This is a genomic window from Pseudoalteromonas sp. PAST1, assembly GCF_021532515.1.
Lineage (GTDB): Bacteria > Pseudomonadota > Gammaproteobacteria > Enterobacterales > Alteromonadaceae > Pseudoalteromonas > Pseudoalteromonas simplex.
This window is the reverse complement of record NZ_JAKGBH010000028.1, coordinates 47,559-64,053: the sequence shown is the minus strand read 5'-3', so window position 1 is coordinate 64,053 and position 16,495 is coordinate 47,559. Positions and strand designations below refer to the sequence as shown.

General features: G+C 41.5%; 13 protein-coding genes and 1 tRNA gene. 9 read left to right on the top strand and 5 right to left on the bottom strand.

What is annotated here, in order from left to right:
- Positions 1-124: 124 nt before the first annotated feature.
- Both L1272_RS14550 and L1272_RS14545 read left to right on the top strand, forming a co-directional pair.
- Positions 125-201, top strand: a tRNA-Asp gene (locus tag L1272_RS14550).
- A 244-nt stretch (positions 202-445) separates the two neighbouring features.
- Positions 446-1,168, top strand: a complete 723-nt coding sequence (locus tag L1272_RS14545) for a helix-turn-helix domain-containing protein (protein WP_138602563.1) — start codon at positions 446-448, stop codon at positions 1,166-1,168.
- Between the two features lie 23 nt (positions 1,169-1,191).
- Here the strand turns inward: L1272_RS14545 and L1272_RS14540 are convergent, their stop codons facing one another.
- Entirely contained in the window at positions 1,192-1,656 is a 465-nt protein-coding gene (locus tag L1272_RS14540; RefSeq protein ID WP_138602565.1) for a sel1 repeat family protein, read from the bottom strand.
- 121 nt (positions 1,657-1,777) lie between these two features.
- Between L1272_RS14540 and L1272_RS14535 the strand changes: the two genes are divergently transcribed.
- Positions 1,778-3,070 carry an NCS2 family permease gene (locus L1272_RS14535; protein WP_054551620.1) on the top strand — a complete coding sequence of 431 codons (1,293 nt, stop codon included), beginning with the start codon at positions 1,778-1,780 and terminating at the stop codon, positions 3,068-3,070.
- Positions 3,071-3,096: 26 nt separating this feature from the next.
- Here the strand turns inward: L1272_RS14535 and L1272_RS14530 are convergent, their stop codons facing one another.
- Entirely contained in the window at positions 3,097-3,855 is a 759-nt protein-coding gene (locus L1272_RS14530) for a hypothetical protein (RefSeq protein WP_054551619.1), read from the bottom strand.
- Positions 3,856-4,152: 297 nt separating this feature from the next.
- Between L1272_RS14530 and cysB the strand changes: the two genes are divergently transcribed.
- Complete coding sequence (cysB, locus tag L1272_RS14525; protein ID WP_235373738.1) at positions 4,153-5,130, top strand: HTH-type transcriptional regulator CysB; 978 nt, start codon at positions 4,153-4,155, stop codon at positions 5,128-5,130.
- Positions 5,131-5,173: 43 nt separating this feature from the next.
- On the opposite strand, the gene L1272_RS14520 is transcribed toward cysB, so the two are convergent.
- From L1272_RS14520 to pabB, 3 genes are all read right to left on the bottom strand, one after another.
- The gene (locus L1272_RS14520; RefSeq protein WP_054551617.1) at positions 5,174-6,550 is read right to left on the bottom strand and encodes an L-serine ammonia-lyase; all 1,377 of its coding nucleotides are present in this window, start codon (positions 6,548-6,550) and stop codon (positions 5,174-5,176) included.
- 101 nt (positions 6,551-6,651) lie between these two features.
- Positions 6,652-7,230 (bottom strand): NUDIX hydrolase, encoded by a 579-nt coding sequence (locus L1272_RS14515; protein WP_166339455.1) that lies wholly within the window; start codon positions 7,228-7,230, stop codon positions 6,652-6,654.
- Between the two features lie 17 nt (positions 7,231-7,247).
- Positions 7,248-8,591, bottom strand: coding sequence for an aminodeoxychorismate synthase component I (gene pabB / locus L1272_RS14510; protein WP_199528660.1), 1,344 nt, complete (start codon positions 8,589-8,591; stop codon positions 7,248-7,250).
- Between the two features lie 181 nt (positions 8,592-8,772).
- On the opposite strand from pabB, the gene L1272_RS14505 reads away from it, so the two are divergent.
- The 5 genes from L1272_RS14505 (at position 8,773) to L1272_RS14485 (ending at position 16,483) form a co-directional block, all read left to right on the top strand.
- Positions 8,773-10,299 carry a fumarate hydratase gene (locus tag L1272_RS14505; protein ID WP_054551614.1) on the top strand — a complete coding sequence of 509 codons (1,527 nt, stop codon included), beginning with the start codon at positions 8,773-8,775 and terminating at the stop codon, positions 10,297-10,299.
- A gap of 401 nt (positions 10,300-10,700) precedes the next feature.
- Entirely contained in the window at positions 10,701-11,741 is a 1,041-nt protein-coding gene (locus L1272_RS14500) for a Leu/Phe/Val dehydrogenase (protein WP_054551613.1), read from the top strand.
- A gap of 133 nt (positions 11,742-11,874) precedes the next feature.
- Positions 11,875-12,531: a CatA-like O-acetyltransferase gene (locus tag L1272_RS14495; RefSeq protein ID WP_054551612.1), complete on the top strand. Its 657-nt coding sequence runs from the start codon at positions 11,875-11,877 to the stop codon at positions 12,529-12,531.
- Positions 12,532-12,661: 130 nt separating this feature from the next.
- Positions 12,662-15,568, top strand: coding sequence for a ligand-binding sensor domain-containing diguanylate cyclase (locus L1272_RS14490; protein WP_194441622.1), 2,907 nt, complete (start codon positions 12,662-12,664; stop codon positions 15,566-15,568).
- Positions 15,569-15,658: 90 nt separating this feature from the next.
- Entirely contained in the window at positions 15,659-16,483 is an 825-nt protein-coding gene (locus L1272_RS14485; protein WP_194441621.1) for a M90 family metallopeptidase, read from the top strand.
- Positions 16,484-16,495 lie beyond the last annotated feature (12 nt).

Genomic DNA, 16,495 nt, shown 5'->3' with positions numbered 1-16,495 from the left:
GTGGTAGTTCAGTTGGTTAGAATACCGGCCTGTCACGCCGGGGGTCGCGGGTTCGAGTCCCGTCCACTCCGCCATTTGATATCATAAACAAATTAAGTGCATTACCCCATGCACATACCACTGCGGAGTGGTAGTTCAGTTGGTTAGAATACCGGCCTGTCACGCCGGGGGTCGCGGGTTCGAGTCCCGTCCACTCCGCCATTTGTTTTCCTCAAGCAAATGATTAAATAAGTCTTTACATTACACTTTACTATTTACTTATACTGACAACGTATCTCGTATCTCGTATCTCGTATCTCGTATCTCGTATCTCGTATCTCGTATCTCGTATCTCGTAAATTTCTTCCTATCTTGCTAATATTCTTCATTATTCCTATTTATTCAGCTTCTTATATCTGCATGAATAGCAAAGAATGGCGGCTCCACAACAAAAAGGAAATGCGTTATGAGTACATTCGGAACACAACTAAAACACTATCGCAGTGAGCTAAAACTAAGCCAACCAGAATTTGCTGAGCAAGTTGGAATAGAGCAAAGCTACCTTTCAAAACTTGAGAACGATAAATCAGTGCCTTCAAACGACACATTTCGTTCAATATTAACGGCGCTCAATCTAACAATTTGCGACTTTATGGAGCCATTAAAACATTCTGTAGATAAAGCGAGATTGATTAATGTGCCTGACATTGAAGCTTGGTATAAGCAACAAAGTAATAAGCAATTCATTAAACAGCGCTCATTAATCTATATTGCGATACTGTTAAGTGCGCTAGGTTGTGCCATGTTTTATTTAGGGCATCAAGAAAAGCTATTCAATACAAAGTTCTATGAGTACAAATCATATGGTGTAGTGAAAGATAATGAACCAGATGGCATTTTTCATGATTGGCGAACGCTACTTGTAGAACAAAGCCGCGAGAAAATAGATGCTAAACGTCGAGAAATGATTAGCAGGCATGATTTTAAATTTATTATTTCAGCGGACTATAAAGGTATTTCGTTTGTAGAATCTGGCGAGCAAGGCAGGCGCTTATATAGCCTTACTTCAAAAACACCTATTATCAAGCCCCATAAAGGCCATGTGTGGCTTGAGTTTATAGGTATCTTATTGCTTGTAGTTGGTGCAGGTCTCATAACATTTGAGAGTAAACTGACAAGAGTGCATTAATGAGTTGTAGAACCTGACGCGTGTTAGCTGGCGTCAGGATCACGAGGAATTAAATGTGCAAATTGCTGCTGGTGGATTTGTTCATATAGGGTAGCTGCATAGCTTTGCGCATCATGTAATCTACGCGTACTGATGTGTTTTCTAAGATCATCAAGTGCAGCCGTTGCAGGTTCATAACCTTGGCTACTTGCCAGACTTAACCACACCGCGCCATGAAAAACACTGTGCGGTACACCTTGCCCTTTGATGAAAAACAGCCCCATATAAAATTGCGCCCTATGGTTACCTGCCATAGCTGCTAAGCGCATCCATTTGGCAGCAAGGGGAGGCTGTTCATTTTTTAAATAATACAAAGCTTTGTTTAGTACGTTTTCAACAGATTGAGTACTTTTATTTTGCGCCGACCCTTTATCGGGTTGGGTAATAAAGGCAAGTACATTATCAAGCTGTTGCTCTAAATCTAAGCCTACTGGCGAATTATCAGACATAGTTTAGTTATTTTCTTGAAATAAAAGACCTTATTAGTTTAGAACATTGCAAGGTAAAATGTCCTCTTATTGAGATAAAATATGATAAAATTAGCCAATTAATCTCAACTTAAAGTTCAACATGTTCGAAAGACTTTTCAAAATCACTGAAAACAACACCTCTGTGCGCCGCGAGACTATTGCTGGAATCACGACATTCATTACCATGGTTTACATTGTATTTGTTAACCCTGCCATGCTAGCAGAAGCGGGAATGGACCAAGGTGCGGCATTCGTAGCAACCTGTATTGCTGCTGCAATTGGCTGTTTTATCATGGGTTTATGGGCAAACTACCCATTAGCACTGGCTCCGGGGATGGGCTTGAACGCCTTCTTCACTTATGGTGTTGTTTTGGGCATGGGCTACACTTGGCAAGCTGCATTAGGTGCAGTTTTTATGTCTGGTTGTATCTTTTTATTCTTAAGCCTATTTAAGGTGAGAGAGTGGATCATAGACGCTATTCCACTGGTATTAAAGCGTGCCATTGCCACAGGTATCGGTGCTTTCTTAGCGCTTATTGCATTGAAAAACGCCGGTATTATCGTAGCAAGCCCTGCAACCTTAGTGCAGTTGGGCGATATCACAGCCCCAGGTCCACTACTTGCGATTTTTAGCTTTTTTGTTATTGCAGCACTGTTATACCGCGATATGAAAAGCGGCGTACTTATCAGTATTTTATTAGTAACCGCAATTGCGCTTGGTTTAGACCTTGTGGAGTATCAAGGAATTATTTCAATGCCGCCTTCAATTGCACCAACCTTTATGCAATTGGATTTTGCAGCAGCATTCGAAATCTCAATGCTAACAGTGGTATTTGCGTTCTTATTTGTTGATTTGTTTGATACTTCAGGCACTTTAGTTGCTGTAACGCAAAAAGCAGGTATTGCTGATGAACAAGGTAAAATGCCTCGTTTAGGTCGTGCATTAAGCGCTGACAGCACAGCTACCATTGCAGGCTCAATGCTTGGTACGTCAACAACAACGTCTTACATTGAATCAGTAGCAGGTGTGTCTGTGGGCGGCCGTACAGGTCTAACTGCTGTTGTTGTAGGCATTTGTTTCTTGTTAATGATGTTCTTTGCGCCACTTGCTGGCATGATCCCAGCTTATGCAACGGCAGGTGCAATTTTATATGTAGCTGTGTTAATGATGCAAAACTTAAAGCTGGTAAATTGGGATGATATGACAGATGCCATTCCAGTGAGCGTAGTATTATTAATGACGCCGTTAACTTTCTCGATTGCTCACGGTATTGCGCTTGGTTTTATTTCTTATACTGCAGTGAAGTTGGTATGTGGTAAAAAAGATGAAATCAGTATTAGTGTGTGGGTATTAACAGCGCTGTTTATTGTTAAGTTTGCGTTTTTATCTTAATTTTCACAAAGCAAAGAAAAAGTGGTTTACCACTTTTTCTTTGGTGCGAATAACACGTCTAAATCGTCCTGCTCTTGTTCTGCTTTCTTCTTTAGTGACGTCGCATTTGATGCTTTCAACTCAGAGCTAATCGTTTCTAAATAACCTTCAACTTCTTGTCTTTTCGAGTTTACATATTCATCGCTATAGCTAACTGAGTTAAGCGTTGCCAGTGCTTTTTCGAAATACTGTCTGGCAGAGCCCACCATATTTGCTGAGCGAGCTGAAAGCCCACGCTTAATTTGGCTTTCTACGTTGATTCGAAGTTGTAGTTTTTCAAGGCGTTTATCTTCGGCAACAAATATTTGACTCTCGATTTTACCTTTACTATGTTCAGAGCGTAGCACTGCCCTTAGTTTTTTTATTCCTTGAATTAAAGAAATAAGCTGCTTATCGTTGTCTGGTAACACTAATGAGTCGCTATTATTCGCCTCAATTGGACCCCCTAAACGCTGTTTAGCTTCATTTAAGCGACTTTTGAGTTCCTTAGAACTTGGAGAGAGTTGTACCATACTTGCAAGAGCATCATATATACGGCGCTGAATAATACGTAGAATATTCTCAGACATGGGAATATTGGCACTGTTAAGCAGCACGTCTTCTGCTTCTTCAATGATTTTCTTTTGCTTAGTTAACTCTTTGCGGCGCTCTGCTTCTTGTTTTTCTTTGTGTTGTTGCACAGCACTGACCCATAATGCGATCACAATTAATGCAACAATGAGCATGATGATGATAGAAACAATCATTACTAAATCTCAGTTTTAACTATCTAATTTTTTTATATTACCTTAAAAAGATTAGATCTGAACAGTTTTGCGGTAGTTATCTCGAATAAACTTATTAAGTTTACTACTTTATAATGAGTATAGCGCTAAACTAACATCTTTATTGAATATTTTGCGAGTAAACACGGCTACCGAGCATTAATTTAATGTGTTAGCCTTAGAAACAATCGATATAAATGTATAGCGCGATGAAATATCGCTTGGCATTGCGCTTTGCAGCCTTTATAAATAAACAATAACAACGTTTACAATGCAGCCATGAAACTACAACAACTCAGATATATAGTCGAAGTCCAAAATCATAAACTGAATGTCTCAGCGACAGCCGAAAGTTTATTTACCTCGCAACCGGGGATCTCGAAACAAGTTCGTATGCTTGAAGACGAACTGGGCGTACAGATCTTTGGCCGTAGTGGCAAACACCTTACCCATGTAACCAGTGCCGGTAACGAAATAATTAATATTTCGCGAGAGATATTGTCGAAAGTTGAAGGTATTAAAGCGGTTGCTAATGAGCATACTTTGCCTGATCAAGGTAAACTTAACATTGCGACTACTCATACTCAGGCTCGTTACGCATTACCGAATGTTATTCAAGGCTTTATGAAAAAGTACCCGGTAGTTTCTCTGCATATGCATCAAGGAACGCCACAGCAAATTTCTGATGCGGCAGCACGCGGTGATGCTGACTTTGCCATTGCGACTGAGGCACTACATTTATACTCTGATTTAGTTATGTTGCCGTGCTATCACTGGAATCGCAGTATTGTTGTGGCAAAAACACACCCACTTGCGCAAAAGGCTGATAACTTAACGGTTGCCGATGTGGCTAAATACCCACTGATAACTTATGTGTTTGGTTTTACTGGTCGTTCTGAATTAGATAAAGCCTTCAATGCTCATGGCCTTGAGCCGCATATTGTTTTTACTGCAACGGACGCTGATGTCATTAAAACTTATGTTCGTTTAGGGCTAGGTGTGGGTGTTGTGGCGTCTATGGCGATTGATCAAATAACAGATACTGATTTAGTCTGTATTGATGCAAGTCACTTATTTGAAGCGAGCACCACTAAAATTGGTTTTCGAAAAGGCAGCTTTTTACGCAGCTACATGTATGATTTTATTGAGCGTTTTGCCCCGCACTTAACGAAAGAGCTGGTTGAACGAGCAAGTTTATTACGTAACCAAGAAGATGTTGATAAACTCTTCGAAAACATTGAGTTACCAGTAAAATAGAGATAAGAAAGCCGCTTTAAAGCGGCTTTTTATTTTGCTTAAATTAACACTCGATGATATTAACTGCTAAGCCACCGCGAGCGGTTTCTTTGTATTTCGTTTTCATATCATTACCTGTATCGAGCATGGTTTTAATGACCTTATCAAGGGTTACTTTTTGCTCTCCAGAACCACGCATTGCAAGGCGTGACGCATTAATTGCTTTAATTGAGCCCATTGCATTACGTTCAATACACGGTACTTGTACAAGACCGCCAACAGGGTCACAAGTTAGACCTAGGTTGTGCTCCATGCCGATTTCAGCGGCGTTTTCAACCTGTACAACATTACCACCCATGATTTCAGTTAGTGCACCCGCTGCCATTGAGCAAGCAACGCCCACTTCACCTTGACAACCAACTTCAGCACCCGAAATTGACGCATTCTTTTTATATAAAATACCAATTGCTGCCGCCGTTAATAAGTAACGAGTAGCAATATCACGGTCTACTTCTTTAATGAAAGTGTGATAATACATTAATACTGCTGGCAAAATACCTGCAGCACCATTGGTTGGTGCGGTAACAACACGGCCGCCGGCAGCGTTCTCTTCGTTTACAGCAAGGGCAAATAAATCAACCCAGTCCATCGCACGTAATGGGTCGTTGTTTACTTCAATATTTAATTTAAGGTGTAAACTAGGGGCACGGCGCTTTACTTTTAATCCGCCTGGTAAAATCCCTTCTGTACGCATACCACGCTCAATACAGGCTTTCATTACTTGCCAAATATTAAACAGCTCATCCTTGATGTCTTTTTCGCTGCGCAGGGTTTTTTCGTTATGCATCATAAGTGTTGATACACTAAACCCTGATTCACGGCATAGCTCTAATAACTCTTTAGCTGTGTTAAACGGATAAGGCGCTGGGTTTTCTTCGCGAATTTCGAGTGCTTTTTGTTTTTCGTTCTCAAACTCTTCATCACTGACGATAAAGCCGCCACCGATTGAGTAATACACTTTGCTGAATAACTTTTCGCCATTTTGGCTAGCAATGATTTCCATTGCATTTGAGTGTTTTGGTAGAGTTTTACGACGATGAAATACAATCGCACCTTGCTTAGGGAAATTGGCTTTATGGCTTTGGTTTAAATAAATAACCTGCTCTTTTTCGATTTTTGCGAGGATATCGTCGACTAAATCAGCATCAATGGTTTCTGGATCATAACCGGCAAGGCCTAAGATCACAGCTTTACCAGAGCCATGGCCAATACCTGTTTGACCGAGTGAGCCAAATAGCTCAACTTTAATATCGGTGACGTTTGCAAGTAAGTTTTTTTCTTCTAGTTCGTTTACAAATAAACGCGAAGCGCGCATCGGGCCAACTGTGTGAGATGACGATGGGCCAATACCAATACTAAACATATCGAATGCACTGATCATAATTTGCTACTCATTTTTCTATTAACGGCATACTACCTGCCTTTGAACGGTGCCACATGATAACGTTTAAACGTGTCTGTGTAACCCTAAAAGCAGGATAATTAAACTGGTAGGGCGAGCTGCTTGATAAAGTTATTAATAATGCTTGCTGTTGCTCCCCAAAGCAGACCATGGGGGGTCATCAAGCCTTGCAAAGTAATGGTTTTACCATTTCGCTCAAAGGGGAGGGGTTGCCAATTTTGTTGATTACTTAAATAAGATAAGGGTAGTAAAAAACTGGCAGCAACTTCGTTGGGATCTGCTTGCCATGTTGTGCCCTCACTAAGGACACACACAAAAGGTTCAATAGTGAAACCGGTTAGAGTCGCGTATTGATGTAATTTACCGTGGACAGTCACTTGGTGTGTCGCAATATTAAGCTCTTCATTGAGCTCTCGAAGGGCGGTGTGCAGCAGAGTGTCATCTTGTTCTTCATACTTTCCACCCGGTAAGCAAATCTCCCCCGGGTGATGAAGTAAATAACTAGGTCGCTTGCACAATAACAAATGCGCTTCGTCGTTAACATCAAGCAGAGGTAACATTACGGCACTGGCACGCTTTTCGGCATTAAAGCGAATGCTAGCTGGGCGCTCTGTGGTTTGACTTAAACTAAAACGGGCAATTATTTGCTGGCTATTCAAGGTGGTTACTTCAACTTTTACTTTAATAAAGGCAGTATTTTATTTACTTTATCGTAAGTTTCTTGGTACTCCAAGTCGACCTTTGAATCAGCCACAATGCCACCGCCAGCCCAGCAATAGATTGCACCTTTGTGACACACTAAAGTACGGATTGTGATACTGGTATCCATCTTGCCACAAGCACTCAAGTAGCCAATTGAGCCGCAGTACACACTACGACGATGCGGCTCGAGCTCTTCTATAATTTCCATAGCGCGAATCTTCGGCGCTCCGGTAATTGAACCACCCGGGAAAGCGGCATGAATTTGGTCAACGGCACCTTTGCCATCCGCTAATTCTGCGCGCACAGTACTTACTAAATGATGCACAGCCGGAAAGCTTTCAATGGCAAATAACGAGGGAACGGTGACGCTACCTGGGCGAGCCACTTTGCCTAAATCGTTGCGTAGCAGATCAACAATCATGACATTTTCTGCGCGGTCTTTTTCAGATTGTTGTAAACGGGTTGCTTGCGCTTGGTCTTGTTCAGAGTCAGCCAAACGAGGGAGGGTTCCTTTAATTGGCTTGGTTTCTATTTGGCCCTGATTAATAGCAATAAAACGCTCAGGGGAGATAGATAAAATAGCGCCATCAGGGTGATTTATATAGCTTGAAAACGGTGCTTTATTCGCTTCTCGAAGTTGTTTATAGGCTTGCCATGTTGAACCAGAAAACTCAGCTTTAAAACGCTGTGCAAGGTTGATCTGATAGCAGTCACCACTTTTTAAATAAGCTTGAATTTTCTCGAACTTTTCGCTGTAGCTGGCTTTACTCATGTTTGATTGCCAGTCGCTTTGTAGCGCGAACTCTGCACTTGCTGGTGTTTCGTTTAGGTGCTGCTGGTATAGCGCTAAGCGATTATGATTTGGCTGACAGACGTAAAACCAGCTTTGCTGTTGCTTATCATAAATAAGGGCATCTGGATAAAGGCCAATAGCCATTTGCGGCATGTTAATGTCGTTTTCGGCAGTAGTTGGCATGCTTTCAATCACGCGACCTAAATCATAACCAAAATAGCCAAGCCAACCACCTGTAAAAGGCAGGTTATTAGAGTTTGCTGTGTGATTAAATTCCTGAAGGCCTTCTTTCATCAAGCTAAAACAATCACTTGATTGTGCTTTGCCGTCGACAAAGCAGGTATTTTCACGCACTTCTAATTGCTTTAAAGGGGCAATAGCGATGATATCGAAGCGGCTATTCACATGTTCGCTATTGGCTGAATCGAGCAACACGGCATGGGGCAAATGAGCAAAATGACTAAATAGCGCGATGCAATCACCACTTAAATCTAATTTTATGCACAAATTTTCATCGTTTATCATCTACATTGCCCTGAATAACTAGCCCGAAACGGGCGAGGAGGGTATCATAAGTTAAATTTGATTGGCAGCGTTATGATTTCCTTTATAGTGATGCCATGACTAACCCGTAGAGTAAATCTTCGTCACCGGTTTACTCAGGATCACGTACAGCGCTACGCGATAAAAACTTAAGGAACCCGTAATGAGTACAATTCGTCAGCAAGACTTCATTGATAGCATTGAAGATGCATTGCAATACATTTCTTTTTATCACCCTCTCGATTTCGTACAAGCCTTAGAAAAAGCTTACAACAAAGAGCAAAGCAAAGCGGCAAAAGATGCCATTGCGCAAATTTTAATTAACTCTCGTATGTCTGCTGAAGGTAAACGTCCACTGTGCCAAGATACAGGTATCATTACTTGTTTCGTAAAAGTAGGTATGGATGTTAAGTGGGATAAAACAGACATGACTGTACAGCAAATGGTTGATGAAGGTACACGTCGCGCATACTTAAACCCAGATAACCCATTACGTGCATCAATTGTTGCAGACCCAGCTGGTACGCGTAAAAACACTAAAGACAACACACCATCAGTTGTTCATATTGACTTAGTGCCAGGCGCTGAAGTAGAAGTAATGGTGGCAGCGAAGGGCGGCGGTTCAGAAAATAAAACGAAAATGGTTATGCTTAACCCATCTGATGATGTGGCTGCATGGGTTGAGAAAACATTACCAACCATGGGGGCGGGCTGGTGTCCACCTGGCATGCTAGGTATAGGTATTGGCGGTACTGCAGAAAAAGCTGCGGTACTTGCTAAAGAATCATTAATGGATCCGGTTGATATTCACGAGCTAATTGAGCGCGGCGCTGAAACAACTGAAGAAAAAATGCGTATCGATATCTTCGAACGTGCTAATAAGTTAGGTATTGGTGCTCAAGGTCTTGGTGGTTTAACAACCGTAGTTGATGTGAAAGTTAAAACGGCACCGACTCACGCAGCATCAAAACCAGTGGTAATGATCCCGAACTGTGCAGCAACGCGTCACGTACACTTCACGTTAGATGGTTCAGGCCCAGCTGATCTTAAAGCGCCTAAACTAGAAGATTGGCCAGAAGTTACATTTGAAGTAGGTGAAGGTACACGTCGTGTTGATTTAAACACACTGACTAAAGAAGACACACAAGAGTGGAAGATGGGTGAAACGGTTCTTCTGTCTGGTACTATTTTAACGGGTCGTGATGCAGCGCATAAACGTTTACAAGATATGATCCAATCAGGTGAAGGTTTACCTGAAGGCGTTGATTTTGATAACAAGTTTATCTACTACGTTGGCCCTGTAGATGCTGTGGGTGATGAAGCGGTAGGTCCTGCTGGCCCTACAACTGCGACTCGTATGGATAAATTCACTGATATGATGTTAGAAAAAACGGGCATCATCGGTATGATTGGTAAAGCAGAGCGTGGTCCTGCTACAGTAGAATCAATCAAAAACAATAAATCTATCTACTTAATGGCAGTAGGTGGTGCAGCTTACCTTGTATCTAAAGCAATCAAGAAAGCACGTGTTGTTGCGTTCGAAGATTTAGGTATGGAAGCAATCTACGAGTTTGAAGTAGAAGATATGCCAGTAACCGTTGCTGTTGATAGTGAAGGTGCCAATGCGCATACGCAAGGCCCTGCTATTTGGAAAGCAAAAATCGAAGAACTTGATGGCAAATTAAAATAACCATCTTGAAACTCTTTTCATAAAACGGCGCACCTGCGCCGTTTTTTTTCAGCTCTGACCAGTCTCAGCTATTTCTCTAACATCTCTTTAAAAGCTGATTTTACTTGGCTTTATCAGCATAATTTTTTTGTCATTTTTTCTTTACGCTATACTTTACCTTTACGTTCACGTAATAAAGTTGGCGATGTTAATATTTTGTTTTGAATTAACAATGCTTAATTCGTACGTTGACTGGTATATTTTTTCCATAAAGTGTTAGTTTTTGAGTTGTTATTTCGGCCTGAGAACTTTGCTTAGTTTTATCATCTCATTTAGTGGTAAGGGAGCATACGAAGTGATAAAGTCTCGGCACTTTCAGCGCTCACACCCTTTAGGGTAAGAAAATTTCGGAGTATTTAACTGTGGCTGTATTTAATAAAGTCGACTTTGATAACCACGAGCAAGTGGTGTTTTGTTCAGATAAAGAATCAGGCCTAAAAGCTATTATCGCGGTTCACAATACCAAGTTAGGTCCAGCGGTTGGTGGTTGCAGAATGTGGGACTACACAACTGATGAAGATGCTGTTACTGATGCACTTCGCTTATCAAAAGGTATGACCTACAAAAATGCTGTGGCACGTTTACCATTTGGTGGCGGTAAGTCAGTGATCATCGGTAATGCTAAAGAAATTAAATCAGAGCAACTTTTCCGTGCATTTGGTCGTCAGTTAGAGCGTTTAAGTGGTAGCTACTATTCAGCTGAAGATGTAAACATCACTTGTGATGATGTGGCTATCATGAATAAAGAAACTAACTATGTATTAGGCCTTGAAGGTAAAAGTGGTAACCCTTCACCGTTCACAGCATATGGTACATTCTTAGGTATTAAAGCGGCGTTACAACATCAACGAGGTCATCAAGATCTTGCTGGTATCAAAGTAGCCGTGCAAGGCTTAGGTGCAGTAGCATATGGCCTTTGTAAACACCTACATGAAGCGGGCGCAACATTATTTGTAACAGATATCAACGAACAAGCTGTTGAGCGTGTTGTAAATGACTTCAATGCAACGGCTGTGGGTATTGATGAAATCTACGACTTAGATGTTGATGTGTATGCACCATGTGCACTTGGCGCAACGGTGAATGACACGACTATCCCGCGTTTAAAAGCAACAATTATTGCAGGTTGTGCGAATAACCAATTAGCAGAGTCTCGTCACGGTGAGATCATCCGCGAAAAAGGTATTTTATACGCACCAGATTACGTAATTAACGCAGGTGGTATCATCAACGTTTATTACGAAACTGCACCAGCAGGTTATAGTGCAGAAGCATCAACGAAGCACGTTGAAGGCATTTTTGATACGCTAACAGAAATCTTTGCTCGCTCTGAAAAAGAGCAAAAGTCGACGCATTTAATTGCCGATGAACTCGCATTAGAAATCATCGAAAACGGCTTATAATTTAGTAAATCGATAAATTTACAGGTAAAAAGGTGCGCAAGTCGCACCTTTTTTGTCTCTGTTATTTATCGCAACAAAATGACGAAGGCTAACTATCTCGGTACACTCGGTTTTTAAATCTCGAGGACGCCTAATGAAAACTCAGCCTTGTGAAATAACCCCAATCAATCTTGATACTTGGCCTCGTAAGCAGCATTTCGCTTTTTTCAAAGAATTTTCTCTGCCATATTTTAATGTATGTGTTTCACTCGATATGGCGGCTCTATATAACAAGTGCAAAGCAGAACCGTATTCGTTCTTTCACAGCTATGTTTACCTAACACTTGAAGCATGTCATGACTATGCACCAATGCGTCAACGTATTATTGATTTGTTGCCCGTACAACTGTCATCTGTAAGAGGCAGTGTGGTAGAGCTTGCAGAAGATGAAACTTTTCGTTTTAGTTATTTTGAAAAACAAGCGTCGATGGAAGATTTTTCAAAACACGCGATTGCTGTGGGTAAAACAAGTAAAGCAAAACCATTTTTCTCTGATGCATTTGCTGCAACAGAAGGGCAGCCTGATCTTATTCATATCTCAGTGCTACCATGGCTTAATTTTACCGGCTTCTCGCATGCGGTGAGTGAAGGGCATGGTCTAGGTATACCCAAGTTTGTGTTTGGCCAATATGACGTACAAACTGGCAAGATGCCGCTTTCAATCGATGTGCATCATGCTTTGATGGATGGCCTGCATGTAGCAAGATTTGTGAAAATACTGCAAGAAAAAATTACGAATTTTTGTAATTGATTCTTGCTAAATGTTATCGAAGTAAGTAAAAATTGCAACTAATGTAGTATTATCTGAAGTTAGGGATGACTTTACTTCGCATAACTACATCACTGAATAGAACGATAATAAATATCAGGGTTTTAGTTTAATGGTGCGGGTAGTTAGTTGTATTTTCCTTTTTTTATGTTTCAGCGCGGTTGCAGAATCTGCACGCCTCTCTTTAAGTGACTATTTTACAGAGACTTGGAGTACTCGCGCCGGCCTTCCTCACAATAGTATCAATGGTGTAGCGCAAACCAAAGATGGTTACATTTGGATAGCAACTTGGGAAGGGCTTGCCCGTTTTAATGGTCGCGAGTTTAAACTCTTTACTCGAACAGAAATACCTGGCTTACCTGATTCTGGCCTACGTAGCCTTATTGCAATGGAAAATGGCGATTTATATATCGTGGGTGCCCGTGGTGGCATTGCGCTTCGCTCACAAGGAGGGTGGCGCGCATTACCAAGCTCATCAGCCATGGTTAATCATGCACTTGTTACTGAACAAGGTGAGCTTTGGTTGGCACTTGAAGGGCAAGGTATTGTATACCGCGCTTCTGAAACTGCCACTGAGCAAAAACTGCTTGATAAGTTAAGTGCCTACCGCCTTTTACAAGACAAAACAGGCGTGATTTGGGCTGCGACCAGTGATGGTCTTTATCAAATAGAGAATAAGCAAGTTAGTAAGATCAATGAAGACTCAGGGCTTCCAAATGCTTCTGTGTTTACCTTGTTACTAACGGAGTCAGGCACTTTAATTGTCGGCACTGAAAAAGGGGCATGGCAAAAGAAAAATAATAAGTTTGTTGCTATTAATCCCGTCCTTAACAACGAATCAATTGCTAGTTTACTCGAAGATGCACAAGGCGATTTGTGGTTTGGCACCATCAATAAAGGGGTATTTAGACTTAGCAGTTTAGGCCTTGAAAACTTAGCGGCAGATGATGGCTTACCCAACAACCGTATTTTATCCTTATTGCTCGATCGGGAAAAAAGTATTTGGGTTGGCACGAATGCCGGGTTATTCCGCCTGCGCGAAGCACCATTTACGAATTGGAGCCAAAGTCGTGGGCTTGCATCTGATTATGTGCGTACCGTGTTATCGCATTCTGATGGCAGCTTATGGGTGGGCAGTAGTAATGGCTTAAATCGTATTGAAAATGGCAAGCTCACAACCCTTACCCAAGCCTATGAAAAAGACCCACTATCCGTTTTAAGTTTAACTGAAGATAAGCAGGGCGGAGTCTGGCTAGGCACTTATACTGCCGGTTTAATGAAAGTGGTTAATGGGCAAATTTACCCAGTAAAAAACCGCAGTAATGGCCTGATCAGTAACGAAGTTCGCGCTGTGTTGTTTGATGCTTTTGATAATCTATGGGTTGGTACCGCTGCAGGCTTAACCAAGATAGACCCTGCAGGGCAAATTCATTCGTTTACCACGGAGGATGGCCTAGCCGGTGATTTCATAATGGCACTTAATGAGGATGACCATGGTAGATTATGGGTTGGCACGGGCGTCGGTGTGTCTATTTTTGACCCAGTTACAGAGCAGTTTAAAACACTTGAGTTTCCAACGCAGTTCAGCACTGAGTATGCATTCGGCTTTTACTTAGATGGCGATAAAATGTGGCTTGCAACCGATAGAGGTCTCGTTCGTTACAATCTCAGTACAGATAAAATGAGCTTATTTGGTCGAGATCAAGGTTTACCTGTCGATAAGCTGTTCCAAGTCATTGAACAAGGTGACTCACTGTGGCTGACCAGTAATCGCGGTGTTATTCAAGTCAATAAAGCTCAGCTAGTAGCACTGCTAGATAATCCTGAAAAAGTTCAGCCAATGAGTGTTTCGATGCAGCTTTATGATGAAGGCGATGGCATGCTTAGCGCGCAAGCTAATGGTGGTTCAAACCCTGCTGCTGTACTTCATTCAGATGGACAAGTATGGGTTGCCACAGCAAAAGGCGTTGCTATTGCGACACCAGAGCGTTTAAAAGAAGCCAGTAAACGCCGACTATCGACGGTTATTGAAAGCTTCGAAGTCGATGGCAAACCCATTACTTTACCCGTTGGAAGTGAGGTGTTGAGCTTACCTGCTGGTGTTTCTCGTGTTTCGTTTAATTACGCTGGGCTTAGTTTTATCATGCCCGGGCGTTTAAACTACCAAACGCAATTAAGTGGTTACAATCAACAATGGGTAGACAGGGGGCGCTTGGCCATTACCGAATACACTAATTTACCACCGGGTAACTATACCTTTAAAGTGCGCGCTGGGTATCCAAATAGTGATTGGCAAGATAATGAACAAGTACTGCGGTTTAAAATAGCCCCTTATTTTTGGCAGAAAACCAGCTTTAAATTATTTATCTTAGTTGCAGTGCTTTTTGCTGCTTATGCCATTTATAAATACCGCTTATATCATTACAAGCGCATTGAAATTGAGTTAACTGAAAAAGTTGAACAGCAAATGCATGATTTGCAAACGCAAGCCGATGCCTTTGCTCATTTAGCGAATCATGACCAATTAACGCAATTACCGAATAGACGTGCCTTTGATATATGGCTGTCTGAAAACTTTAGTCAGTTCCAACGTGATAATAAAACGCTTAGTATTGCGATTATGGATATTGATCACTTCAAACTCATTAATGACAATTTCTCGCACTTAATTGGTGATAAAGTGATTTGTGAAATTGCTCGTTTACTGCGCATGAACTTCCCTGATGAAGGTTATGCGGCGCGTTGGGGCGGTGAAGAATTTACCCTGTTGTTTCCATACAAAAACGCTGAAGAGGCCGCAAGATTATGTGAAATTATCCGTTTAGAGATAGCGGGTTACGATTTCTCAGAATTAGCAGATAGCCTTTCTGTAACGGTAAGTTTTGGTGTGGCAGATAACGCGCAAGTTGCAGACTACGACCGCTTGCTATCACACGCCGACAACGCTTTATACAATGCGAAGAATAACGGCCGGAACCAAATTTTTATTTATAATCAAGGCTGTATTACGCTCGATTAATCAGCTTTAAAAATAAAAATGTGTGTAAACAATTGATCTTTTTTTGTTTGCACACATTAAAGTATCAAGATTGTTTTTTAGGCGATAGTAATGCTTAACCTGGTTTTGATACTTTTTTTAATAATTTTTGTTGTGTGTTACTGGCGCTGGGACGATATCCGTAATCACTTTTGGCAGAAAAAATACCTAAATAACTCCCTCAATGTTCAGCAAAAAGATCTGCTGTTAAAATATATGCCCATCTACCGAAAGATGACGGATGCCGATCGTGAAAAGCTGGAGCGTCATATCGTTTGGTTTTTAAATGAAAAACGCTTTATCGGTTGTGATGGCCTTAAGCTTAATGATGCAATGAAGCTGATTGTGGCAGCCGATGCCTGTGTTTTAGTGCTTAATAAACCATGGCCACTGTATCGTAATGTAAAAGAGATCCTGTTATATCCAAGCGCGTATTATGCCCCGCAAACTTCCCGCGATAATGCCGGACTTGTTAGTTATCACAATACGGTGCGTCAAGGTGAATCATGGCCAGGCGGAACACTGGTATTGAGTTGGCATGATGTCCTTGAGGGGAACCGTTTACCAAGCGATGGCCATAATTTAGTGTTTCATGAATTTGCCCATCAGCTCGACCAAGAAACCGGCAAAACCACGGGTACACCACTGCTTGCGAGTAATGAAGATTATCAAAAGTGGGCAAAAGTATTTAGCCGCGCCTTTAATCAACTGAAAACCCATTTAGCTTATGGCATGCCTCATGTTATCCATAGTTATGGCGCGACCAACGAGGCAGAGTTTTTTGCAGTTATTACCGAAACTTTCTTAGAAAAACCCGCTGAACTCAGGCAATTTGACCCAGAAATTTATCATTTACTGGTTGGCTTTTATCAGTTTGATCCGATTGCGTGGCATTAGTCGACTATTTAC

Bases quoted from the DNA above. Each gene is read 5' to 3' on its own strand.
- L1272_RS14540 (WP_138602565.1), bottom strand. From the start codon at position 1,656: ATGTCTGATAATTCGCCAGTAGGCTTAGATTTAGAGCAACAGCTTGAT.
- L1272_RS14495 (WP_054551612.1), top strand. From the start codon at position 11,875: ATGAAAACTCAGCCTTGTGAAATAACCCCAATCAATCTTGATACTTGG.
- L1272_RS14520 (WP_054551617.1), bottom strand. From the start codon at position 6,550: ATGATCAGTGCATTCGATATGTTTAGTATTGGTATTGGCCCATCGTCA.
- L1272_RS14545 (WP_138602563.1), top strand. From the start codon at position 446: ATGAGTACATTCGGAACACAACTAAAACACTATCGCAGTGAGCTAAAA.
- pabB (WP_199528660.1), bottom strand. From the start codon at position 8,591: ATGATAAACGATGAAAATTTGTGCATAAAATTAGATTTAAGTGGTGAT.
- L1272_RS14535 (WP_054551620.1), top strand. From the start codon at position 1,778: ATGTTCGAAAGACTTTTCAAAATCACTGAAAACAACACCTCTGTGCGC.
- L1272_RS14530 (WP_054551619.1), bottom strand. From the start codon at position 3,855: ATGATTGTTTCTATCATCATCATGCTCATTGTTGCATTAATTGTGATC.
- L1272_RS14485 (WP_194441621.1), top strand. From the start codon at position 15,659: ATGCTTAACCTGGTTTTGATACTTTTTTTAATAATTTTTGTTGTGTGT.
- L1272_RS14505 (WP_054551614.1), top strand. From the start codon at position 8,773: ATGAGTACAATTCGTCAGCAAGACTTCATTGATAGCATTGAAGATGCA.
- L1272_RS14490 (WP_194441622.1), top strand. From the start codon at position 12,662: ATGGTGCGGGTAGTTAGTTGTATTTTCCTTTTTTTATGTTTCAGCGCG.
- cysB (WP_235373738.1), top strand. From the start codon at position 4,153: ATGAAACTACAACAACTCAGATATATAGTCGAAGTCCAAAATCATAAA.